At 71.9% G+C, this 22,686-nt stretch carries 20 protein-coding genes; 8 read left to right on the forward strand and 12 right to left on the reverse strand.

Annotated elements, in window-relative coordinates; genetic code table 11:
• Window positions 1-89 precede the first annotated feature (89 nt).
• From AC060L_RS05430 to AC060L_RS05445, 4 genes are read right to left on the reverse strand one after another with little or no spacing between them, the layout of a single operon-like run.
• Window positions 90-1,817, reverse strand: coding sequence for an SDR family oxidoreductase (locus AC060L_RS05430; RefSeq protein WP_483797317.1), 1,728 nt, complete (start codon window positions 1,815-1,817; stop codon window positions 90-92).
• Window positions 1,814-2,647 (reverse strand): M24 family metallopeptidase, encoded by an 834-nt coding sequence (locus AC060L_RS05435; protein WP_483797319.1) that lies wholly within the window; start codon window positions 2,645-2,647, stop codon window positions 1,814-1,816. Before AC060L_RS05435 ends, AC060L_RS05430 begins: the two co-directional genes overlap by 4 nt.
• A gap of 3 nt (window positions 2,648-2,650) precedes the next feature.
• A complete protein-coding gene (locus AC060L_RS05440) occupies window positions 2,651-3,859 on the reverse strand; it encodes a PDR/VanB family oxidoreductase (protein ID WP_483797320.1) in 1,209 nt (402 codons plus the stop codon).
• Between the two features lie 19 nt (window positions 3,860-3,878).
• Complete coding sequence (locus tag AC060L_RS05445; RefSeq protein ID WP_483797321.1) at window positions 3,879-4,766, reverse strand: metal-dependent hydrolase; 888 nt, start codon at window positions 4,764-4,766, stop codon at window positions 3,879-3,881.
• A gap of 195 nt (window positions 4,767-4,961) precedes the next feature.
• Between AC060L_RS05445 and AC060L_RS05450 the strand changes: the two genes are divergently transcribed.
• Window positions 4,962-5,396 (forward strand): CBS domain-containing protein, encoded by a 435-nt coding sequence (locus AC060L_RS05450; RefSeq protein ID WP_483797322.1) that lies wholly within the window; start codon window positions 4,962-4,964, stop codon window positions 5,394-5,396.
• Between the two features lie 96 nt (window positions 5,397-5,492).
• On the opposite strand, the gene AC060L_RS05455 is transcribed toward AC060L_RS05450, so the two are convergent.
• The 7 genes from AC060L_RS05455 to AC060L_RS05485 all read right to left on the reverse strand — a co-directional run bounded on the left by AC060L_RS05455 (window position 5,493) and on the right by AC060L_RS05485 (window position 14,385).
• Complete coding sequence (locus AC060L_RS05455) at window positions 5,493-6,272, reverse strand: IclR family transcriptional regulator (protein ID WP_483797323.1); 780 nt, start codon at window positions 6,270-6,272, stop codon at window positions 5,493-5,495.
• A 359-nt stretch (window positions 6,273-6,631) separates the two neighbouring features.
• The gene (locus tag AC060L_RS05460) at window positions 6,632-8,092 is read right to left on the reverse strand and encodes a catalase (protein ID WP_483797324.1); all 1,461 of its coding nucleotides are present in this window, start codon (window positions 8,090-8,092) and stop codon (window positions 6,632-6,634) included.
• 88 nt (window positions 8,093-8,180) lie between these two features.
• Complete coding sequence (gene alc, locus AC060L_RS05465) at window positions 8,181-9,461, reverse strand: allantoicase (RefSeq protein WP_483797326.1); 1,281 nt, start codon at window positions 9,459-9,461, stop codon at window positions 8,181-8,183.
• Window positions 9,462-9,533: 72 nt separating this feature from the next.
• The gene (gene allB / locus AC060L_RS05470) at window positions 9,534-10,928 is read right to left on the reverse strand and encodes an allantoinase AllB (RefSeq protein ID WP_483797327.1); all 1,395 of its coding nucleotides are present in this window, start codon (window positions 10,926-10,928) and stop codon (window positions 9,534-9,536) included.
• A gap of 120 nt (window positions 10,929-11,048) precedes the next feature.
• Window positions 11,049-12,194 carry a glycerate kinase gene (locus tag AC060L_RS05475; protein ID WP_483797328.1) on the reverse strand — a complete coding sequence of 382 codons (1,146 nt, stop codon included), beginning with the start codon at window positions 12,192-12,194 and terminating at the stop codon, window positions 11,049-11,051.
• Window positions 12,195-12,560: 366 nt separating this feature from the next.
• On the reverse strand, window positions 12,561-13,454 hold the full coding sequence (locus tag AC060L_RS05480) for a 2-hydroxy-3-oxopropionate reductase (protein ID WP_483797329.1): 894 nt from the start codon (window positions 13,452-13,454) through the stop codon (window positions 12,561-12,563).
• An 88-nt stretch (window positions 13,455-13,542) separates the two neighbouring features.
• The gene (locus AC060L_RS05485; protein WP_483797439.1) at window positions 13,543-14,385 is read right to left on the reverse strand and encodes a TIM barrel protein; all 843 of its coding nucleotides are present in this window, start codon (window positions 14,383-14,385) and stop codon (window positions 13,543-13,545) included.
• A 174-nt stretch (window positions 14,386-14,559) separates the two neighbouring features.
• On the opposite strand from AC060L_RS05485, the gene AC060L_RS05490 reads away from it, so the two are divergent.
• The 7 genes from AC060L_RS05490 (at window position 14,560) to AC060L_RS05520 (ending at window position 20,810) form a co-directional block, all read left to right on the forward strand.
• Entirely contained in the window at window positions 14,560-14,826 is a 267-nt protein-coding gene (locus AC060L_RS05490; RefSeq protein WP_483797440.1) for a thiamine-binding protein, read from the forward strand.
• The gene (locus tag AC060L_RS05495) at window positions 14,823-15,206 is read left to right on the forward strand and encodes a helix-turn-helix domain-containing protein (protein ID WP_483797330.1); all 384 of its coding nucleotides are present in this window, start codon (window positions 14,823-14,825) and stop codon (window positions 15,204-15,206) included. Before AC060L_RS05490 ends, AC060L_RS05495 begins: the two co-directional genes overlap by 4 nt.
• Before the next feature lie 174 nt (window positions 15,207-15,380).
• Window positions 15,381-15,908 carry a 2-oxo-4-hydroxy-4-carboxy-5-ureidoimidazoline decarboxylase gene (gene uraD, locus AC060L_RS05500; protein ID WP_483797331.1) on the forward strand — a complete coding sequence of 176 codons (528 nt, stop codon included), beginning with the start codon at window positions 15,381-15,383 and terminating at the stop codon, window positions 15,906-15,908.
• Window positions 15,909-16,018: 110 nt separating this feature from the next.
• Complete coding sequence (uraH, locus tag AC060L_RS05505) at window positions 16,019-16,354, forward strand: hydroxyisourate hydrolase (RefSeq protein ID WP_483797332.1); 336 nt, start codon at window positions 16,019-16,021, stop codon at window positions 16,352-16,354.
• Between the two features lie 17 nt (window positions 16,355-16,371).
• Window positions 16,372-17,286 (forward strand): factor-independent urate hydroxylase, encoded by a 915-nt coding sequence (gene pucL, locus AC060L_RS05510; RefSeq protein ID WP_483797333.1) that lies wholly within the window; start codon window positions 16,372-16,374, stop codon window positions 17,284-17,286.
• Between the two features lie 162 nt (window positions 17,287-17,448).
• Entirely contained in the window at window positions 17,449-18,831 is a 1,383-nt protein-coding gene (locus AC060L_RS05515) for an 8-oxoguanine deaminase (RefSeq protein ID WP_483797334.1), read from the forward strand.
• Window positions 18,832-19,019: 188 nt separating this feature from the next.
• Entirely contained in the window at window positions 19,020-20,810 is a 1,791-nt protein-coding gene (locus AC060L_RS05520; protein WP_483797335.1) for an MFS transporter, read from the forward strand.
• A gap of 77 nt (window positions 20,811-20,887) precedes the next feature.
• Here AC060L_RS05520 and gcl read toward each other — a convergent pair whose 3' ends face one another.
• Complete coding sequence (gene gcl, locus AC060L_RS05525; RefSeq protein WP_483797441.1) at window positions 20,888-22,666, reverse strand: glyoxylate carboligase; 1,779 nt, start codon at window positions 22,664-22,666, stop codon at window positions 20,888-20,890.
• Between the last annotated feature and the right edge of the window lie 20 nt (window positions 22,667-22,686).

Genomic DNA, 22,686 nt, shown 5'->3' on the forward strand with positions numbered 1-22,686 from the left:
CCTGCTTTACCACGAGACACAAAGCCCACCCCACCCCCCCCCCCCCACCACCCCCCCCCCCCCCCCCCCCCCCCCCCCGGGCCCGGGTCTCAGCCGGCGTTGACGCGGGCCGCGAGGCGGAGCAGGGCGGGCGAGATCCGGCCCAGCCAGCGGGCCGCCTTCGCCTCGACGGTCACCGGCACCACCGCCTTGCGGGTGTGCACCGCGCGGACGATCTGCGCGGCCACCTTCTCCGGCGGGAACCCACGCCGGGCGTACAGCTTGGACGCCCGGGCCTGCTTCGCCGCCTGCTCGTCGGCCGAGACGCCGGAGAAGGTGGAGGTGCGGGTGATGTTGGTGTTCACGATGCCGGGGCAGATCGCGCTCACCCCGACGCCGGTGGGCGCCAACTCGGCGCGCAGGCAGTCGGAGAGCATCAGCACCGCCGCCTTGCTGGTGGCGTACGCGGCCAGCACCTTCGAGGGCAGGTAGGCGGCGGCCGAGGCCAGGTTGACGATGTGCCCGCCCTGGCCGCGCTCGGCCATCATGCCGCCGAAGGCGCGGCAACCGTGGATCACACCCCACAGGTTGACGTCGAGGACCCGCTGCCACTCCTTCTCGGTGGTCTGCAGGAAGGTCCCGGAGTGGCCGATGCCGGCGTTGTTGACCAGCACGTCGGGCACCCCGTGTTCGGCGGCGACGCGCTGCGCGAACTCGTCCATCGCGCCGCCGTCGCTCACGTCCACCCGGTAGGCGTGGCCCGATCCGCCGGCCAGGCCGACGAGTTCGGCCGTCCGCTCGGCCGCGGCGAGGTCCAGGTCGCAGACCACCACCCGGGCACCCTGCTCGGCGAAGGCCAGCGCGGTGGCCCGCCCGATCCCGCTGCCGGCCCCGGTGATCACGACCAACCGGCCGTCACCACTGGGCGGTTCGGCGCCACTCTCGGCGGCGGTGTCGACCCGGCCGACGAACTCGCGCACCATCCCGGCCACCACCGGACCCTGCTCCAGCAGCGCGGACCAGTGGGTGGCGTTCAGCTCGCGCCGGGTCAGCCTGGGCACCCAGCGCTCCAGCCCCTCGGAGAGGAACGGCTTGACGTAGCGGTCCCGCTTCAGCGTGATCAGCTGCACCGGCAGCCGGGTCGGCCGCTCGCGCGGGTTCCGCAGCCGCGGGCGCATGTTGGCCCGGTACAACTCGATGCCGCGAACCGCGTCCTGACGCAACGTCGGCTGCGGATGGCCCGGGCGCGGCGGCACCGCCTCCAGATCGCGCAGCACCCGCGGCCAGGCCCGGGCCAGCCCGAACCGCCAGGTGGCCGGCGCCAGGAACGGCAGGTGGAACGCCGTGATGTACCAGGAGTGCGCGCTCTGCGCCAGGAGTTGGCGGACGTGCCGGGGCGTCGGGCGGCGCAGCCGGTGCCGGATCCAGTGGCCCATGTGGTCCAGGCAGGGCCCGGACATCGTGGTGTACGAGGCGAGCCGCCGCTCGGCGCCGGGCTCGGTGACCGCCTCCCAGGACTGCAGCGAGCCCCAGTCGTGCGCGACCACGTGCACCGGGCGGTCCGGGCTGACCGCGTCGGCCACCGCGAAGAGGTCGGCGGCCAGCAGCTCCAGCCGGTACTGCGCGCGGGTGCCCGGCACCCCCGACTCCCCGGCGCCGCGGACGTCGTAGCGCACCACGTGGTGGTCGGCGGCCAGGTCGGCGGCCACGTCGTCCCAGACCACGTGACTGTCGGGGTAGCCGTGCACCAGCAGCACGGTGGGCCCGGCGGGGTCGCCCTGTTCGAAGACCGCGAGGTCCACGCCGGCGCTGTGCACGGTTCGGCGGACGATGGTCATGCCGCGATCTCCTCGGAGTCGTTCCAGCGCCGCACGTGCGGCAGGTCCTCGTCGAGCCAGTAGGCGCTGTCCTCGGTGATCACCAGCAGCTCCTCGAACTTGATGCCGACATCGCGGAACCCGATGTGCGGCTCCACCGCCCACAGCCCCGGGGTCGGCGCGTGCCGGGAGGAGCGCCCGTCCGCCCAGAGCGGGGAACGCCCGTGCAGGCGCTCGCTGATCAGCTCCCGGCCGAGCGTCTGCAGGGTGCGCAGCCCGAAGCCGAAGAGGTTGACGCCGGCCGGCGCGCGGCTGGTGTTGCGGGTCACCTGGTGGCCGATCACCCGCCCAGGGTAGACCTGGTGGCGGTTGTCGTACCCGTGCGCGGCGATCTGCGCGTCCACGGCCGCGTAGATCTCGTTCAGCGGCTTGCGGGCCGTCACCTCGCGCAGGATCAGCTCCCGGTAGACCTTGAGGTCCTGCGCGAGGCGGTCCCAGATCCGGTTCTCGCCGACCTTGCCGCCGTAGCCGATGTCGGCGGTGTAACCGTCCACCACCGGCGCGCAGTCCAGCACGTACGGCATGCCCTCGCGGAGCACCCGGCCGCCGGCGAAGAACTGCAGCGGGGTGTGGAAGTGCCGGAACGCCGTGCGGTCGCCGAACCAGGCGAACGGGACGTGGAAGAAGTCGTCCACGCCCTCGGCGACCAGGCAGCGGCGCAGCTTCGCGGTGGCCTGGCGCTCGGTCACGCCGGGCTCGATCCAGGCCGCGACCTGCTCGGCGCAGTGGTAGGCGAGCTGCTGGACCTCGCGGAACCGGTCCAGGTCCTGCTCGGAGTAGGTGAATGCCATCGTTCAGACCTCCAGGACCAGGGTCTGGCCCTCGGCTGCCCGCGAGACGCACGGCAGCAGCGCGCCGGCCGCGCGCTCCTCGGCGGTCAGCCGGCGGTCGCGGTGTTCGGGGGTGCCGGCCAGCACGGTCACCTTGCAGGTGCCGCAGAAGCCCTGGTGGCAGGAGTACGGCAGCTCGGGCCTGGCCTCGCGCAGCACGTCCAGCGCGGAGCGGTCGGCCGGCACGGCCAGCCGCTCGCCGTCGGGGCCGAGCTGGAGATCGAACGGACGGCCGCCGACGATCGGCGCGGCGCCGAACCGCTCGAAGTGCAGCGCGACGGCCGGCGAGGCCTCGAACGCGCGCTGCACGGCGGTCAGCATCGGGGCCGGGCCGCAGCAGTAGACGGCGGCGCCGGGGCGGGCCCGGGCGAGCAGCTCGGGCCCGGTCGGCACGGCCTCGGTGATGAAGCCGACCCGCTCCGGCGCGAGCGCGGCGAGCTCCTCGGCGAAGGGCATCGACGCTGCGCTGCGGCCGGCGTGCACCAGGTACCAGTCCAGCCCGCGGCGCTGTGCCTCGCGGGCCATCGGCAGCAGCGGCGTGATGCCGATCCCGCCGGCCACCAGCAGCAGCACCGGCTCGACGCAGAACGGGAAGCCGTTGCGCGGGCGGCGGACCGTCAGCCGGGCGCCCACGTGCAGCTCGTGGTGGACCTCCCAGGAGCCGCCGCCACCGTCCGCGATCAGGCGCACCGCGATCCGGTAGGACGTCCGGTCGGACGGGTCGCCGCAGAGCGAGTAGTGCCGCTCGCGGCCGGACGGCAGCGTGAGCCGCAGGTGGGCGCCGGGCTGCCAGGCGGGCAGCACGCCGCCGCCGGGTTCGGCCAGCCGCAGCTCGACGACGTCCTCGGCGATCATCCGGTGAGCGGTGATCACCAACGAGAGCGCTGCTCTCGAACGCGGCGCGGGGAGACGCGGGTTGCGGCGCAGCAGCGGGCTGCCCAGCGCGGGCGTGTACCGCTCGCTGAACGCCGTGACCGCGTGCATGAAGCGGTCGAGCTGCGGACGGCCGTAGAGGTCCGGCGGCGGCTCGCTGATGTCCAGCCGGGTGGTGCGGTCGAAGACCGCGGTCGGCGCCGGCTCGGTGGCCAGGCTGGGCTCGGCGATCGGGCTGGGCTCGACGGTCGGGCTGGGCCCGGCGGCCGGGGAGGTTTCGGTACGCGACTCGGTGCTCATCGGGCGGCGCTCCGGCGGCTCAGCGGGCGGCGGCCGCGCGGGCGGCCGGCGAGGTGGCGAGGTAGCCGAGCGCCTGGGCGCTGGAGCCCTCCTGGGTCGGGTGGTAGCGGGGACGCAGGTAACGCAGGCCGGACCGCAGCGACTGGACCGGGTCGGGCAGCAGTCCGCGCTGCGCGTCGGCCCAGGCCTGACGCCAGCTCGGCCGGACCCGCCCGTTCAGCGTCGGGTCGGCCGCGAGCAGGAACCGGGTGCCGCGCACCCACAGGTGCACCAGCAGCGGCCCGGAGACGAGCATCCCGCGGATCCGCCGCAGGTACCCCGGGTCCAGGTGCTCCATCAGGTCGAAGGCCACGCTGCGGTGCTCGACCTCCTCGGCGCCGTGCCAGCGCAGCAGGTCCACCATCGTCGGATCGGCCTTGGCGCGGTCCAGCCCCGGCGAGTTGAGCGCCCAGTTGCCGAGGAACGCGGTGAAGTGCTCGATCGCGGCGACGAACGCCACCCGCTCGATGATGTTCTCGCGCCGCTGCCGCCCGGTCAGCCCGGTCTTCTCGCCGAGCACCCGCTGGAACAGCCAGGCGAGCTGGCGCACGTACGGGCGAGGGTCGATGCCCTGCCCGAGCAGGTGGTCCAGCACCTCCTGGTGCGCCTGCGCGTGGATCGACTCCTGCCCGATGAAGCCGAGCACCTCCTCGCGCAGCTGCTCGTCGCGGACCAGCGGCAGCGCGTCCAGGAACACCTTGATGAACCAGCGCTCGCCCTCGGGCAGCAGCAGGTGGAGCACGTTGATGGTGTGGGTGGCGAACGGCTCGTCCGGTATCCAGTGCAGCGGCAGGCTGCTCCAGTCGAACTTCACGTCACGCGGTTCCAGCACCAGGCTGTCGTGCACCTCGGGGGCGTCTTTGCGCATGGGGGCCTCCTGACCTGCGGGGAGTGGCGGCAGCAGTTCAAACTACTGGCGGGTACGGCGGCCCACAAGGGTTTCGGCAGGTCTTATCGACAACGCGTCTAATAAGATCTGCCGAACGCCGCCCCGCTCGCGGGCGCCGACGAGCGCACCTACGGTGAGACCGCCGGTACTCTCCGGCATCGGAAGGAGAGAGCTGTGATCACAGCGCGTGACATCATGCACCGCGGGGCCCAGTGCGTCGAGGCCAGCCAGACGCTGATGGAGGCGGCCAAGATGATGCGGGACAAGGGCGTCGGCGCCCTCCCCATCTGCGGCCCGGACAAGAAGCTCAAGGGGATCATCACCGACCGCGACATCATCACCCGATGTCTCGCGGAGGGGAAGGACCCGTCGAAGATGACCGCGATGGACCTCGCCGGTCACCTGCACTGCGTCCGGGCCGACGACGACATGGAGACGGTGCTGAAGAAGATGGAGCAGCACAAGATCCGCCGGATCCCGGTGATCGAGAACGAGATGCTGGTCGGCATGATCACCGAGAAGGACCTGGCGGACGGGCACAAGATGTCCAAGGGCCTGACGGATCAGCAGATCATCGACTTCATGGACAGCATGTTCGTCACGCACTGACGCGCGGGACCTCCGTGCGGGCCGGGACGCCAGCCCGGCCCGCACGCACGTGCGCGCAGCGCGCACGCACGCTCAGCAGGCACAGCAGGCGCAGGCTCAGACCGCCATCGCGAGCATCAGCGGCGCCGCCCGCTCCGCGAGCAGCTCGGCCGCCGCACGTAGCCGGTGCGCGTTGTCCGCCGGCAGCGACATCGCCAGGCAGCCGACCGTGCTGCCGGCCGTCACCGGCACGGCGGCGCAGACCGTCCCCAGCGCGTACTCCTGGAGGTCGAGCATCGGGACGGTGGCCGGCTGGCGCTCCAGCCGGTGCATCAGCTGCTCGGCATCGGTGATGGTGCGCGAGGTGAGCCGGGCGATCGGATGCCGGGAGAGGTGGTCGAGCCGCCCGTCATGGTCGAGCTGGCTCAGCAGGCACTTGCCGATGGCACTGGCGTGCGCCGTCGCCTTGAAGTCCACCCACTCGTGGACCGCCGGCGCGTGCTCGGCCTCGGCGACCGCCTCGACCCGCAGTTCGCCGTCGTGGTAGCGGCTGAAGTAGACGGCGGCGCCGAGCTCGTCGCGCAGTTCGGCCAACTTGTGCTGCAGGCGGATCCGGATCAGCTGCTCGCGGTTGTGCTGGCCGAGCATCGCGAACGTGCCGCCGAGCACCCAACCGCCGTCCGCCGCCTGGAGGTAACCCTCGGCGCAGAGCAGCGCGACCAGGTCACGCACCACCGGCGCGGGCAGCGCGGTCTCCCTGGCCAGGTCGGCCAGGCCCGCGCCGTACGGGTGTCGATCGGCGGCCTCCAGCACCCGCAGCGCCCGGCGCAGCGAGCCGAACGGGCCGGACTCTCCCTGGTCGAGCGTGACCTGACGACCCGCACCGTGTGCCGACATGGCCTCCCCTTTCCGCTCATCGAGCGGTACCGGGGTCCACTGCGCGGCGCCAGCGACCATCCCGGAAACCAGGCTCCAAGCCTATCCATCACAGGGCCCGCGCACCCCCAGGTCCGGAGAGATTCCCGCTGGTGACGGGTATTGGCCGAATGGCATATGCCAGACCGTCCACTGACCGGCCGCGCCTGGCTGAAATGCCGCACTTGACCGAAAGAGATCGTCAACCCCGGCCCAGACGCCCGCGGGCTCCTCCCCCACTGTCGAGGGGGAGGAGCCCGTTGAGGGTCGTCAGTTGGTCGTCAGGCGCAGCCGGTCAGGACCGAACTGTCAGGACCGGATCGTCAGAATCGGACTGTCAGTCAGTTCTCGTCGCCCGCACGGAGCTTGGCGACCGCGGCGGCCAGCCGGCGGCCGTAGTCCTCGTCCGCGGCGTGGAAGTGCGCGAGGTTCTTCTCGACGATGTCGTCGCGCGAGACCTGCGCGAGGAAGCCCGCGAGGTTCTCGATCAGCCGGGACTTCTCGCCCTCGGACATCAGCCGGTAGAGCTCGCCGGCCTGGAAGAAGTCGTCGTCCTTGCTGTGCGCCGGCGTGGTGTACGTGCCGGTGTGGCCGCTGACCGCGACCGGCGCGGCCAGCGCGCGGTCGGTCTGCGCCGGGCCGTCGAACGAGTTCGGCTCGTAGTTCTTGCCCCGGCCGGCCTTGTTGACGGCGGAGAGGCCGTCCCGGCCGTAGTTGGCCGCCTCGGTGGCCCGCGGCGCGTTGACGGCGAGCAGCGTGTGGTTGACGCCGAGGCGGTAGCGCTGGGCGTCCGCGTAGGCGAACAGCCGGCCCTGCAGCATCTTGTCCGGGGACGGACCGATGCCGGGCACGAAGTTGTTCGGCGAGAAGGCGGCCTGCTCGACCTCGGCGAAGACGTTCTCCGGGTTCTTGTTCAGCACCAGGCGGCCGACCTTGACCAGCGGGTAGTCGGCGTGCGGCCACACCTTGGTGAGGTCGAACGGGTTGAAGCGGTAGTCGGCCGCCTCGGCCACCGGCATCAGCTGGACGTAGAGCGTCCAGGACGGGAAGACGCCGCGCTCGATCGCCTGGTGCAGGTCGCGCTGGTGGCTGTCGGCGTCACCGCCGACCACCTCGGCGGCCTGGGTGCCGTCCAGCGAGCGGACGCCCTGGTTGGTCTTGAAGTGGTACTTGACCCAGAACGCCTCGCCCGACTCGTTGACCCACTGGTAGGTGTGCGAGCCGTAGCCGTTCATGTGGCGGTACGAGGCGGGGATGCCGCGGTCGCCGAAGAGCCAGGTGATCTGGTGGGTGGCCTCGGGGGCGTGCGCCCAGAAGTCCCAGACGTTGTCGGCCTCGGTGATGCCGGTGAACGGGTCGCGCTTCTGCGAGTGGATGAAGTCGGGGAACTTGATCGGGTCCTTGATGAAGAACACCGGGGTGTTGTTGCCGACCAGGTCGTAGTTGCCCTCGGCGGTGTAGAACTTCAGCGCGAAGCCGCGCGGGTCGCGCACCGCGTCGTTGGCGCCCAGGTTGCCGGCCACGGTCGAGAAGCGCAGGAAGACCTCGGTGCGCTTGCCGACCTCGGCGAGGAAGTCCGCGCGGGTGTACCGGGAGACCTCGTCGGTCACCTCGAAGTAGCCGTACGCGCCGGAGCCGCGGGCGTGCACGACCCGCTCCGGGATCCGCTCGCGGTTGAACCGGGCGAGCTTCTCCAGGAGTTGCTGGTCCTGGATGAGCAGCGGGCCGTACTCGCCGGCCGAGGCCGAGTTCTGGTTGTCGGCGATCGGAGCGCCGGACTCGGTGGTCAGGATCTTGGACATGGGGGTCCTTCGCGATGAGAGGCGGTGCGTGGAGAAGAGGAGCCCGGTGAGTCGGCCCCTGGGTCGGCCTGTGAGCAGGCCCCGCGGGTCAGACGCCCAGCAGGCGCCAGATCGCGGCGGCCCGGCGGGTGGTCTCGGTGCCGTCGGGGCCGTCGGCGGGCAGCAGCGCGGCGACGGCCGCGGTGAGCTCGGCCGGTCCGGCGAGCGGACGGGCGGCGGCCAGCGTGATCGCCTCGGCGCCGGTCAGGCCGGCATCGGCCAGCGCCTGGGCGGCCTCGGCGGGCGCCAGCGCGTTGAACCAGCGCAGCGCGAGCGCGGCGCGGCCGGCCTCGGTGAGCTTGCCGACCAGCCGCAGCCGGGCCAGGCCGCCGTCGGGGTAGACGTTGATGCGCACGTGGGTGACCGTCCGGCCGCCGTAGCCGGACGACGCGGTCAGGCGCAGGCGGTGGCGGGTGTCGGGCTGGAGCCGGGTGCGCGGCAGGATCTCGAACCAGCCGGCCGCATCGGTCTGCGGGTCGCCGCCCGACGAGGCGTCGTACCCCACCAGGTCGGCCCAGCCGGGGGCGTTGGCGACGAAGTGGGTGGTATCCACCTCGACAGCCAGGACCTCGCCGCCCCCGGCCAGGGCGATCTGTACCCAGTCGTTGGCCTTGTCGCGCCGACGCCGGGTCTCCCAGCCCTCGCCCATGACGGAGGCGCGACCGGGAGCGTTCAGGTTGTGCGGGGAGGAGAAGTAGCGGTCCGAGGCGGCCTCGGCGACGCCGCCGTACTCCTGGGCGGCCAGGTCGAAGGTGAGGCCGTCCAGGTCGCGCGGGTCGGGCAGCACCTCGCCGTGCACCCGCAGCCGGGCCACGCCGCCGTCCGGCCAGATGTTCAGCCGCACGTGCGTGTAGCGCGTGGTGTCCGTGACCTCGAACGCGTGCACGGTGTCACCGCGCAGCGCGGTGCGCGTGACCAGGTCGGTCCACTCGGCGGCGTCCAGCTCCTCGACCGAGGGCAGCCCGGGTATCGAGGCGGCCTGCACGGAGGCGGTCTCCGGGTAGTTGCCGGTGAAGTGCGCGGTGTCCACGATCACGCCGTGGATCCGGCCGGGCACGCCGAGCCGGACGATCGCCCAGTCGTGGTCCTCGTCGGTGGGGTGCGGCTGCTCGGCGCTGACGCCGCGCCGGCGCTTGCTCTCCCAGCCGTCCATGATCTGGCCCTTGTGGCCGAAGGTGTGCGCGCGGAACTCGGCGGGCTTGGCGACCAGCAGGTTCTCCGCGTCGGCGAAGGTGTCCTCGTTGGTGGCCACCACGCCGGCGCCCAGCAGCCGGGAGGCGAGGTTGACCAGCTCGGTGAAAGGAGCGGCCGGGGTGTCACTGGTAGTCATGTCGCTCCTCAGCGATGGGTGTCGGCGGTGTGTCGGCGGTGCTGTCGGCGGTGCCGTCCGGCGGATGTGGTGTCAGCGGTGGCGCAGGATCTGCTGCCCGAAGGGCTCGGCGCTCACATCGACCACCCGGCCGCGCAGCCAGGTGGTGCGCACGACACCGGTCAGCTTCTTGCCCGCGTACGGGGTGACCGGGTTGCGGTGGTGCAGCCCGGCGGGATCGACGGCGAACTCGCCGTCGGGGTCGAAGGCGACCAGGTCGGCGTCGTGCCCGACCGCGATCGCGCCCTTGCGCCCGTCCAGGCCGACCAGCGAGGCCGGGCCGCTCGCCATCCAGCGCACCACGTCGGTGAGCGCGTGGCCGCGGCGCCGGGCCTCGGTCCAGATCGCCGGCAGGCCGAGCTGGAGCGAGGCGATGCCGCCCCAGGCCGCCGCGAAGTCGCCGCTGCCGCCGTACTCGCGCAGCAGCTTCAGGTCAGGGGTGGACGGCGAGTGGTCGGAGACGATGCCGACGAACTCGCCGTTCGCCAGCGCCGCCCAGAGCTTGTCGCGGTTGGACTCGTCGCGGATCGGCGGGCAGCACTTGAAGGCGGTGTCGCCGTCCGGCACCTCCTCGGCGGCCAGCGTCAGGTAGTGCGGGCACGTTTCCGCAGTCACCTGCACGCCGTCGGCGCGGGCCTGGGCGAGCAGCGGCAGCACGGCGGCAGACGAGACGTGCAGGATGTGCACCCGGGCGCCGGTGACCCGCGCGGTCTCCAACAGCCGTGCGACGGCGGCGGATTCGGCAGCGTCCGGGCGGGAGGCGAGGAAGTCGCGGTAGTGCACGCCGGGCGTGTGCGGCGCGGCGTCCAGCACCGCGGGGTCCTCCGCGTGGATGATCGCGAGCGCGCCGATCCGGGCCTGCTCGGTCAGCGCGGCGGTCAGGTCCGCCTGCTCGACGTGCGGGAACTCGTCCACACCGGACGGCGCCAGGAAGCTCTTGAAACCGAAGACGCCGGCCTCGTGCAGCGGCTCCAGGTCGGGCGTGTTGCCCGGGATCGCGCCGCCCCAGAAGCCGAGGTCCACCCAGCTCTGCCCCTCGGCGATCTGCCGCTTGGCTGCCAGCCCGGCCACCGTGGTGGTGGGCGGGATCGAGTTGAGCGGCATGTCGATGATCGTGGTGACGCCGCCGGCCGCGGCCGCCCGGGTGGCGGTGGCGAAGCCCTCCCACTCGGTGCGGCCGGGCTCGTTGACGTGCACGTGGGTGTCGACCAGGCCGGGCAGCAGCGCGGTGTCGCCGAGGTCGGTGAGCGGCGTGTCGGCGGGCAGCGAGCCGATGGGCTGGGAGCGGGAATGCACAGAGCCGGAGTGGAGCGAGCCGTGCTCGGCGATCCGCTCGATCCGACCGTCCCGGATCAGCACGTCGGCGGGGCGCTCACCCTCCGGCAGGACCACTCGCCGGGAGCGGATCACCTCGGTCGACTGCTGCATCAGATACCTCCGACTGTGCTGGCTCAGCGCTGCTTTGGGGGTGGCTCGGAGCCTAGGCCCGCCTTCAACAAAACGTCAATGTAGGAAGATACGACTAATTTCTGGCCAACCGCTGGTGGATCAGCGGCCCGCGAGCAGGTCCCGGGCGAGCTTCTCGCCCGCCACCTCGGCCAGCTCGGCCGCCAGCGTCAGGCTGTCGCCGGGCTGCTCGGCCAGGTCGGTGAGCGCGTACGCGGCCACGAAGCCGGCGGCCCGCCACTGCGGCTCGGCCAGTTCGAGCCGGCCTGCCACAGCGGCCACCGGAACCCCCGCCCCAGTGGCCGCCGCGGCGACTCCGGCGGGTGCCTTGCCATGGAGCGTCTGAGCGTCCAGGCAGCCCTCACCGGTGACGACGAGGCGTGCCCCACGCACGGCCTCGTCGAAGCCCAGCAGTTCGAGCAACAGCTCGATGCCGGGCCGCATGGTGGCACCGAGCAGGGCCAGGGCGGCGAAGCCGACCCCGCCTGCGGCCCCGGCGCCGGGGGCGTCTCGGAAGTCCTCACCGGTGCTCTCGCGCACCACGTCGGCCCAGCGGGTCAGGCCGGCCTCCAGGACCACCAGGTCCTCGCCGTCCGCGCCCTTCTGCGGGCCGTAGACGGCGGTCGCGCCGCGCGGGCCGAGCAACGGGTTGTCCACGTCGCAGGCGACCACGATCTGCACGCCGGCCAGGCCGTCCGCGAGCGAGCCCGGGTCCAGGCGGTGCAGCCGGCGCAGGGCCGCACCGCCCGGCGGCAGCTCGATGCCGTCGGCGTCGTGAAGTCCGGCGCCGAGCGCCTGGACCATGCCGGCGCCGCCGTCGGTGCAGGCGCTGCCGCCCAGACCCAGCACGACCCGCTTGACCCCGAGCGCGACGGCCCGGCCGATCAGCTGGCCGACGCCGTAGGAGCCGGCCCCGAGCGGCGCGGTGCGGCCGCCGGGCAGCCGGGCCAGGCCGGAGGCCTGGGCGAGCTCGACCACGGCGGTGTCGCCCTTGACGGCGATCGCGGCGTCCACCGGCAGGCCGGTCGGGCCGGACACCTTGACCGGGATCCGGGTGAACCCGGCCGCCAGCGCGGCGGCCAGGGTGCCCTCGCCGCCGTCGGCGACCGGCAGTTCGCGGACCTCGACGCCGGGGACGACCCGGCGGATCCCCGCGGCCAGCCGGGCGGCGACCTCGGCGCCCTCCAGGGTGCCCTTGAACTTGTCGGGAGCTACGACCACATGGCCCTGGGTGGGGGTGGCAGGCATGGTGCTGGCCTCACTTCCGAGTCGAGCTGGCTTACGAGTCGAGCTGGTGGTCCATCGTCGGTTCGTCCATGGTGCGCGCGAACCGGATGAGATCAAGGGGTGCGACCCCCTCCCCGCCGATCCTCCCGTCCCGCTTCCGACGTACGGGAGGCTCCCCTCGGCGAGGAGGGGATCGGGCGGCGCGTCCGCACGACCGAAGTGCGCTGCGCCGCCGGTTGGCACGACCAGCGGGTGGGGGTCCTCCCGGCGGCTGCCGGATTGGTGGATGAGCCCCACGCCCACCCGCTGGTCGAATTTGGCCTCCTGGTGACGCGGGCACGACCGGACAGGTACACGCCACCAGGAGGAGTCATGAGGACCCGGAGGTCACTTCACCTCACGGCCGGCGAGGCGCTCGACGCCGCGCAGCAGGGCCGAGTGGTCCAGGCCGCCGTCACCGTTGGCGCGGGCCGAGGCGACCAGCTGGGCGACGGTGGCACCGAGCGGCAGCGGGGCCTCGACGGCGCGGGCCGCGGCGGTCACGATGCCCATGTCCTTGTGGTGCAGGTCGATCCGGAAGCCCGGGGCGAACTCGCGGTTCAGCATGTTGGCCTTCTTGCGGTTCAGCACCGTCGAGCCGGCCAGGCCGCCCGCGAGGACGTCCAGCGACGCCTCCAGGTCCACGCCCGCGTTCTCCAGGAAGACCACGGCCTCGGCCACGGCCTGGATGTTGATCGCCACGATCAGCTGGTTGGCGGCCTTGACGGTCTGACCGGCACCGGCCGGGCCGACGTGGATCACCGTGGTGCCGAGCGCGTCGAAGAGCGGCTTCGCCTCGGCGAAGTCCTCGGCGGCGCCGCCGACCATGATCGAGAGCACCGCCTCGACGGCGCCGGCCTCGCCACCGGAGACCGGCGCGTCCAGCGCACGCAGGCCCTTGGCCCGGGCGGCGGCCTCGACCTTGATCGAGGTCTGCGGGGTGATCGAGGACATGTCGATCACCAGCGCGCCGGCCTTCGCGTTCTCCAGCACGCCACCCTCGCCGAGGATCACCTGCTCGACGTGCGGGTCGGCCGGGACCATCGTGATGACGACCTCGGCGTCCTTGACGGCGTCCGCGATGCTGCTCGCACCGTGGCCACCGGCCGCCACCAGGGCGTCGATCGCGGACTGCTCGAGGTTGAAGCCGGTGACGTGGTGGCCGGCGTTGACCAGGTTGACGGCCATGGGCTTGCCCATGATGCCGAGGCCGATGAAGGCGATCTTGCGGGAGGCGCTCATCGCGTGGCGTCCTTACGTGTGCGGGGTGGTGGGGAGTTCTTTGGCGGGCACTGGGTGGCCGGCATGCCGGGCGCGGGAGTGCGTGGGACTACTTCGCGGCGCGCAGCTCGCGCGGCAGCCAGTCGAAGCTGTCGGCGCTGACGCCACCGGCGGGGCGGTACTCCAGGCCGATCCGGCCGGTGTAACCGGCGGCGGTGAGCCGGGCGAACAGGTCCTCGAAGTCCAGCGCGCCGGTGCCGGGCTCGTTGCGGCCCGGGTTGTCGGCGATCTGCACGTGGCCGAAGCGGTCGGCGTAGGTGTCGATCACCTCGGCCAGGTCCTCGCCGTTCATCGCCAGGTGGTAGAGGTCGCAGAGGAACTTCGCGTTGCCCAGGCCGGTCGCGGCGTTGACCTGGTCAACGATCTCGACGGCGGCCTTCGCGGAGACCAGCGGGTAGTCGGGCGACTCGGGCTTGTTCAGCGCCTCGATCAGCAGCACCGCGCCGATCGCGTGCGCCGCCCGGGCGGCCAGGGTGAGGTTCTCCAGCGCGAGCGCGTCCTGCTCGGCCGGGTCCACACCCGCCACGCGGTTGCCGTAGAGGGCGTTCAGCGCCTTGGTGCCGAGCGACTCGGCGAGCGCCGCGGTGACCGGGACGTTCGCCCGGAACCGCTCGCTCTCGGCCGGCACCGAGACGGTACCGCGGGCGCCCCGGCTCAGGTCGTCGAGGAAGTTGAGGCCGGTGAGCTGGACGCCCGCGTCGGTGAACGCCTTGCGCAGCGCGTCCAGCTCCGCCTCGGACGGGGTGTGGTTCTCGCCGAAGGGCCACCACAGCTCGGCCGCGGTGAAGCCGGCGGCCGCCGCGGCGGCCGGGCGCTCCAGCAACGGGAGCTCACCGAACAGGATCGACAGGTTGATCGTGAAGTTGTGCCCGGAAGCGGCGCTCACGTCCATCACCTTTCACTCTTCCGTATCCTCAACTTCCATGATGCGGAAGAAGGATTCTGCTTGATGGAATCTTGCCACGAGCACCCTCGGAAGTGTCAAGGGCTCTGCAACAGTTTGTTGAAGCAGCTGCTCCGCCGGGCCCGCCGCACACCCGCTCGCTACAGTGAGCGCGTGCGATTGATGGTGGAGTTCACGACAGAACCGTTCGAACTGGTCAACTTCCCGGACCACGCGGCGGCAGCCCGGCGAGTGGTCGACGAGGCGGGCCTCGCCGTCTCGGTCGGGCCGTTCGGCACGAGTGCCGAGGGTGAGGCCGAGCAGGTGCTCGCCGCGGTGACCCGACTGCTGCACGACACCCTGGACGCCGGCGCCAGCCGGATCTCGGTCCAGGTCAGCGTGGTCCCCGAGGAGGCCGCCGAGACCCCTGAAGGAGTGGGTACGCAGTGACCGAAGCCCTGGAACACCCGCTCGCCGTGGCGATAAAGCCGCTGCTCGACGCCGTCGGCGCGACCCCGCTCGCACTGGACGAGGCGAAGCCGGACGACGTGCTGCTGGAGTGGGACGGCCGGCCGGCGCTGGCCGTCCGGCTCCCGCACCTGAGCAGTGCGCTCGACCGCCTGCTGGCCGAGATGACCCGCCAGTTCGACGGCCGTCCGCTCGCCGAGCTGGACCGGCTGGAGAAGCAGCGGGTCGTCGCCCTGCTGGAGGAGCGCGGCGCCTTCACCGTGCGGCACGGCGTGGAGACGGTCGCGTCCGCCCTGGGCGTCAGCCGGTTCACGGTGTACAACTACCTGAACCGGCAGGTCGACGGCCCGAAGGCCGACTGACCAGGCCAGTCTCACCGAGCACCACGCACGGCACACTTGGCGGATCACACACGAAACCACCCGGTGAGCACCGGCGGTTCGAAACGTAACCACCAAGGCTTCAACAAAGTGTTGACGCCCGGGGGTGGTGGATCTAGCTTTTCCGGGTGGCACCACTCTTCAGGAGGCCCACCCGTGACCAACCACCCCCACGCGTCCGATGACGTGGCGAGCGCCCTCGCGGCGCTCGCGGCGGCTCCGGCCGACGAGCTGGAGAAGCTCCTGCTGGAGGTCTGCTCCAGCCCCGGCTGGGCCGGAGCCGTCGCGGCGACCCGGCCCTGGTCCGGCCGCGACGCCCTGCTCGCCGCCAACTCCGCCGCGATGGCCGGCCTTTCGGTCGGCGACCTGAACGACGCGATGGCCGGCCACGCCCGGATCGGCAAGCCGAAGACCGGCGACGCCACCTCCGAGCGCGAACAGGCCGGCATCCACGGAGTGGACCAGGCGCTGCTCGACGAGCTGCACGAGGCGAACGCCGCCTACGAGGCGAAGTTCGGCCACGTGTTCCTGATCTGCGCGACCGGGCGAACCGCGGCCACCATGCTCGCCGCCCTGCGCGAGCGCTTCCCGAACGACGCGGCCACCGAGGCCGAGATCGTCCGGGGCGAGCTGCGAAAGATCAACGACATCCGTCTGGGTCGTCTCCTGGACGAGACCTCCTGACGTATTTTTCCGGTACGTGCTCCTGGCACGTACTTTCCGAAACGTACTTTCTGACGCATCGTCACTTTCCGATGATCCGTCACCCCTGTTACCAGTAAGGTCACTCAGCCATGACTGGCATCTCCACGCACGTGCTCGACACCAGCCTGGGCCGCCCGGCCGAGGGCGTCCCGGTCGAGCTCGCACTGTTCACCGAGGGTGGCTGGAAGGTGCTCGGCGCCTCCGCCACGGACTCCGACGGCCGGGCCAAGGACCTGCCGGCCGCGGAGGCGGGCTCGGTCGTCCGGCTCACGTTCGACACCGCTGCGTACTACGCGGAGAAGTCGGACGAGACGCCGTTCTTCCCCGAGGTCTCGATCGTCTTCACGGTCGCGCCCGCGCAGCAGCACTACCACGTGCCGCTGCTGCTGAACCCCTTCGGATATTCCGTCTACCGCGGAAGCTAGACACCAAGGAGCCGACGATGGCCCACGTGCTCGGTCAGAACCAGTACGGCAAGGCGGAGAACCGCATCGTCCGGGTCTACCGTGACAGCACCCGTCACGAGATCAAGGACCTGAACGTCTCGGTCGCCCTCCAGGGCGACTTCGAGGACGTCCACCTCACCGGCTCGAACGCCAACTGCCTGCCCACCGACACCACCAAGAACACCGTCTTCGCCTTCGCGAAGGAGCACGGCATCGAGTCGGCGGAGGCGTTCGGCATCACGCTGGCGCGCCACTTCGTCGACAACACCGAGCCGGTGCACAGCGCCCGGATCCGGATCGAGGAGTACACCTGGGACCGGATCAGGACCCCGGACAGCTCCTCCCGCTTCATCGGCTCGGAGGAGGTCGGTCACTCCTTCGTGCGCAACGGCGGTGAGGTCCGCACCAGCGAGATCGTCTACGACGGCGAGACCGTCCAGGTGATCTCCGGCCTCAAGGACCTGGTCGTGCTGAACTCGACCAACTCCGAGTTCTGGGGCTACATCAAGGACAAGTACACGACCCTCCAGGAGGCCTACGACCGGATCCTGGCCACCCAGGTCACCGCGCGCTGGAAGTACTCCTACAGCGGCCGCGAGGACGAGGCCCAGCCGAACTGGAACCGCTCCTACCAGCACGTGCGCCGGCACATGCTGGAGGCCTTCGCGGAGACCTACTCCTACTCGCTGCAGCAGACCCTGCACGCGATGGGCACCCGGGTGCTGAACAACCGGGCCGAGGTGGACGAGGTCCGCCTGGAGCTCCCGAACAAGCACCACTTCCTGGTCGACCTCTCGCCGTTCGGCCTGAAGAACGACAACGAGGTGTACTACGCCGCCGACCGCATGTACGGCCTGATCGAGGGCACCGTGCACCGCGAGGGCGTCACCCCGGTCATCCCGGTCGTCTGAACCGCGGTTCTTCGCCCAGACCGACACGCACGGCCGGACGGGTGCCCCAGTCCTCCCCGCTCCCGCCCGCCGGCCGTGCCACCGTCGTCGTCACCCACCCTCACGGGCTCGCGGCCCTCCTCCCGGCCCCGCCCGGCCCTCCCCCATTCACCAGGAGTCACCATGGCAGTCCAGCCGCCGCCCGCCGACCAGCGGATCGTGATCGAGAACGTCGCGATCGCCACCGTCGACGCCGCCGACACCGAGTACGCCCGCGGCCATGTCGTGATCAAGGGCAACACCATCGAGTCGGTCGGCGACGGCCCGGCTCCGCAGTGGCTGGACAACGTCGTGCGCCGGATCAACGGCGAGGGCCACCTGATCACCCCGGGCCTGGTCAACACGCACCACCACTTCTACCAGTGGATCACCCGCGGCCTGGCCCAGGACAACATCCTCTTCGACTGGCTGGTCGCGCTGTACCCGACCTGGGCCCGGATCGACGACCAGCTGGTGCACGCCGCCACGCTCGGCTCGGCCGCCGCGCTGCTCAAGTCCGGCTGTACCACCGCGAGCGACCATCACTACGTCTTCCCGAAGGACGGCGGCGACATCCTGGGCGCCTCGATCGAGGCCGTCCAGTCGCTCGGCCTGCGCTTCACCGCGCTGCGCGGCTCGATGGACCGCAGCAAGAAGGACGGCGGCCTGCCGCCGGACCACGCGGTCGAGACCACCGAGGACATCCTGATCGCCTCCGAGGCGGCCGTGGACAAGTACCACGACTCCTCCTTCGGCTCGATGCTGCACGTCGCGATCGCGCCCTGCTCGCCGTTCTCGGTCTCCACCGAACTGCTGCGCGAGGCCGCCGTGCTGGCCCGCCGCAAGGGCGTCCGGCTGCACACCCACGGCTCCGAGACGGCCGAGGAGGAGCAGTTCTGCAAGGAGCTGTTCGGCATGGGCCCGACCGACTACTTCGAGTCCACCGGCTGGCTGGGCGAGGACGTCTGGATGGCGCACTGCGTCCACATGAACGACTCCGACATCGCGAAGTTCGCCGAGACCGGCACCGGTGTCGCGCACTGCCCGTCCTCCAACGCGCGCCTCGCCGCCGGCATCGCCCGGGTGCCGGACATGGTGAGAGCGGGCGTCCCGGTCGGCCTCGGCGTGGACGGCACCGCCTCCAACGAGTCCGGCGAGCTCGGCACCGAGCTGCGCAACGCCCTGCTGATCAACCGCCTGCACGGCCGCCCCGACGCACTGACCGCGCGCGGCGCGCTGCGCCTGGGCACCATGGGCGGCGCCCGGGTACTGGGCCGTCAGAACGAGATCGGCTCGATCGAGGTCGGCAAGCTCGCCGACCTGGCGCTGTGGAAGGTCGACGGGATCATGCACTCCTCGATCGCCGACCCGGTCGCCGCGCTGACCATGGGCGCGCTGCCGCCGCTCGCGGCGCTCTTCGTCAACGGCAACGCCGTGGTCGAGAAGGGCACCCTGACGACCGTCAACGAGGACCAGATCGCGCTGGCCTGCGCCCGCGCCGCGAAGGAGCTCGCCTCCCGCGGCTGATCCCCCCATACTCCGGGCCGCCCAGGGACGGTGCGTGACCCGGACTCCGTCCCCCGCCACTCCCGGCGGTGGGCGGACCGCAGCCCCGGACCCACGGCGAGGGTCCGGGGCTGCGGCGTGCCGTGCCGGGTGGGCACGTAGGTTACTGCTCATCAGCACTGCACCTCGACGGCCGAAAGAGACACGATATGACCACCGTGGGCCCGGCGCTGCCCGCTGCCAGCCCTGGGCGTGCCAGCCCTGGGCGTGTCCTGGCCGCCGCGCTGCGTCATCCGGTGGTCGCCGCCACCCTGCTGGCCGCGGTGCTGCACGGCATCTGGGCCGTGGCGCTGGCCAACGACGCCGGTGACCTGGCCGCCCAGTACGCCTGGATGGAGTTCACCCGGCAGCACCCCGAGGCGGCGTACAACCTCTCCTGGTACGGCGGGATGCACACCGCCTCGTACAGCGTGCTCTCGCCGTACCTGATGGGTCTGATCGGGGTGCGCACCACCGGCGTGCTGGCCGGCACCGCCTCCGCCGCGCTGGCGGCCGCGCTGCTGCGGCGCACGGGCCTTGCCCGGCCGCTGGCGCCGGCGCTGTGGACCGCCTTCGCCCTCTGGTGTGACGTCGCCTCGGGCCGGGTGACCTTCGCGGTCGGCGTGGCGTTCGGGCTGGGCTCGGTGCTGCTCGCGTTCACCCCGACGGTGCTGCGGCTGCGCGGCTGCGCGCTCTTCGGGCTGGCCGCGCTGGCCACCCTGGGCAGCCCGGTGGTCGGGCTCTTCCTGGAGGTGGTGGCCGCCGCGCTCTTCCTGACCGGACGGCGCCGGGACAGCTATCCGCTGGCCGCGGCGCCGGTGGTCGTGGTGGCGGCCACCACGCTGCTCTTCCCGTTCTCCGGCGTGCAGCCGTTCGACTGGTTCACGGCGGCGCCGGTGATCGCCGCCGCGCTGTCGGTCGCCTGGCTGGTGCCGTCCTCGTGGCGGGTGGTGCGGCGCGGCGCGCTGGTCTACGCGCTCGGCGTGTTCCTGGTCTGGCTGATCCCCTCGCCGGTGGGCAGCAACGTCGAGCGGCTCAGCCTGCTCTTCGCGGGGACGGTCTTCCTGGCCGTCCTGCTCGGCGCGCGACCGGGCGACTCGGCGGTGCGGCCGGGCGACACAGCGCAGCCAGGCAGCACAGCGCAGCCGGGTGACACAGCGGTGCGGCCGGATCCGCGGCACACCGGCTGGCGGCGGCTGGCGCGTGGCCGCGGCATGGTCGCGGTGGCGTTCCTCTCGGTGGCCTGCTGGCTGGCCGGGCGCACGCTCGGGGACCTGCTGGTGACCGTCCCGGTCTCGGCGCCGGCCCGGGACGGCGGGGCGCTGATCGACGAGCTGCACCGGGTCGGCGCGGACCGGGCCCGGGTCGAGGTGGTCCCGCTCGCCTCGCACTGGGAGGCCGCCGGCGTGTCGCCGTACGTCGATCTGGCACGCGGCTGGAACCGGCAGGCGGACGTCACCCGCAATCCGCTCTTCTACGCCGACAAGCTCTCCCCCGACGACTACCACGCCTGGCTGCGGCACTGGGGCGTCGGCTACGTCGCGCTCTCCACCGAACGGCCCGACGACGCCGCGGTGGACGAGGCGGCGCTGGTCGCGGCCGGCCAGCCCTGGCTGCAGCAGGTGTGGCAGCACGGCAGCTGGCGGCTGTTCCAGGTCACCGACGCCGAGCCGCTGGCCGAACCGCCGGCGGTCGTCCAGCAGGCCGGGCCGGCCGCGCTGACCGTCCAGGTGCCCGTCGCCGGCCCGGTGCGGCTGCTGCTGCCCTGGTCGCCGTGGCTGGGCATCGCGAGCGCGACCGGCGGCGCGGTGGGCTGCCTGGCCGCCTCCGGCGACTGGACCATGCTGTACGCGCCGACGCCCGGCACGTACCGGATCGCCGGTGACTACAGCCTGACCCGCGGCACGCCGTGCTCGGCGGCGAAGCTGGCCCAGGCGGCAAAGGCGGTCCGGGCCCGCTGACGCTCGGTCAGCGGGCCCGGACAGGGTGATCTGGCGGGGTGCTCTGGCGGGGTGATCGGACCGATCAGCCCTTGCGATCAGCCCTTGAGCGCCAGGATCGCGGTCGGGGCGTGGCCGGGCTCGGTGGCCAGCTCCTCGAACTCGCTGACGTCGCTGATGTCGGCCGTCTTGCTCATCGCGATGTTGGTGATCCGCTCCAGGATCGCCTCGACCACGACCGGCACCTGGTGCTCGGCGGCGAGCTTCTTGGCCTGCTCGAACGCGGCGCCGAGCTCGCTCGGGTCGGTGACCCGGATCGCCTTGCAGCCCAGGCCCTCGACGACCTTGACGTGGTCCACGCCGTAGACGCCCAGCTCCGGGGAGTTGATGTTCTCGAACTCCAGGTTGACCTGGAAGTTGATGTCCAGGCCGATCTGCGCCTGACGGATCAGGCCCAGGTAGGCGTTGTTCACCAGCACGTGGACGTACGGGATCTTGTGCTGGGCACCGACGGCCAGCTCCTCCAGCATGAACTGGAAGTCGTAGTCGCCGGAGAGCGCGACCACCGGGGTCTGCGGGTCGGCGGTGGCGACACCGAGGGCCGCCGGGGTGGTCCAGCCGAGCGGGCCGGCCTGGCCGCAGTTGATCCAGTGCCGCGGCTTGTAGACGTGCAGCATCTGCGCGCCGGCGATCTGGGAGAGGCCGATGGTGGTGACGTAGCGGGTCTCCGGGCCGAAGGCCTTGTTCATCTCCTCGTAGACGCGCTGCGGCTTCATCGGCACGTTGTCGAAGTGGGTGCGGCGCTGCAGCGTGGCCTTGCGCTCCTGGGTGGAGGCGACCCACGCGCTGCGGTCGGGCAGCTTGCCGGCGGCCTTGAGCTCCTTGGCCACCTCGATGAAGAGCTCCAGCGCGGCCTTGGCGTCGGAGGCGATGCCGAAGTCCGGGGCGAAGATCCGGCCGATCTGGGTGGGCTCGATGTCGACGTGGACGAACTTGCGCTCGCCGCGGTAGACGTCCAGCTTGTAGCCGGTGTGACGGTTGGCCCAGCGGTTGCCGATGCCCAGGACGAAGTCCGACTCCAGGAAGTTCGCGTTGCCGTAGCGGTGCGAGGTCTGGACGCCGACCATGCCGGCGCTCAGCTCGTGGTCGTCCGCGATGATGCCCCAGCCCATCAGGGTGGGGATGACCGGCGTGTTGGTGAGCTCGGCGAACTCGACCAGCAGGTCCGCGGCGTCGGCGTTGATGACGCCGCCACCGGCGACGATCAGCGGCCGCTCGGACTCCAGCAGGAACCCGATCGCCTTATCGATCTGGGCGCGGGTCGCGGCCGGCTTGTAGACCGGCAGCGGCTGGTAGGTCTCCGGGTCGAACTCGATCTCGGTCAGCTGCACGTCGATCGGCAGGTCGATCAGCACCGGGCCGGGGCGGCCGGAGCGCATCAGGTGGAAGGCCTGCTGGAAGACGCCGGGGACCTGCGCGGCCTCCAGCACGGTGGTCGCGGCCTTGGTGACCGGCTTGGCGATCGAGGCGATGTCGACGGCCTGGAAGTCCTCGGTGTGCAGCTTCGCGACCGGTGCCTGGCCGGTGATGCACAGGATCGGGATCGAGTCGGCGATCGCCGAGTAGAGCCCGGTGATCATGTCGGTGCCGGCCGGGCCCGAGGTGCCGATGCAGACACCGATGTTGCCCGCCTTGGTGCGGGTGTAGCCCTCGGCCATGTGCGAGGCGCCCTCGACGTGGCGGGCCAGCGTGTGCCGGATGCCGCCGCCCTCCTTCAGCGCCTTGTAGAAGGGGTTGATCGCGGCGCCCGGCACGCCGAACGCGACCTCGACGCCTTCGCGCTTGAGGATCTCAACTGCTGCGCGGGCGGCTGTCATTCGAGGCATCGGGTGACTCC

The sequence above is a fragment of the Kitasatospora sp. NEAU-69 genome (genome assembly GCF_057158765.1).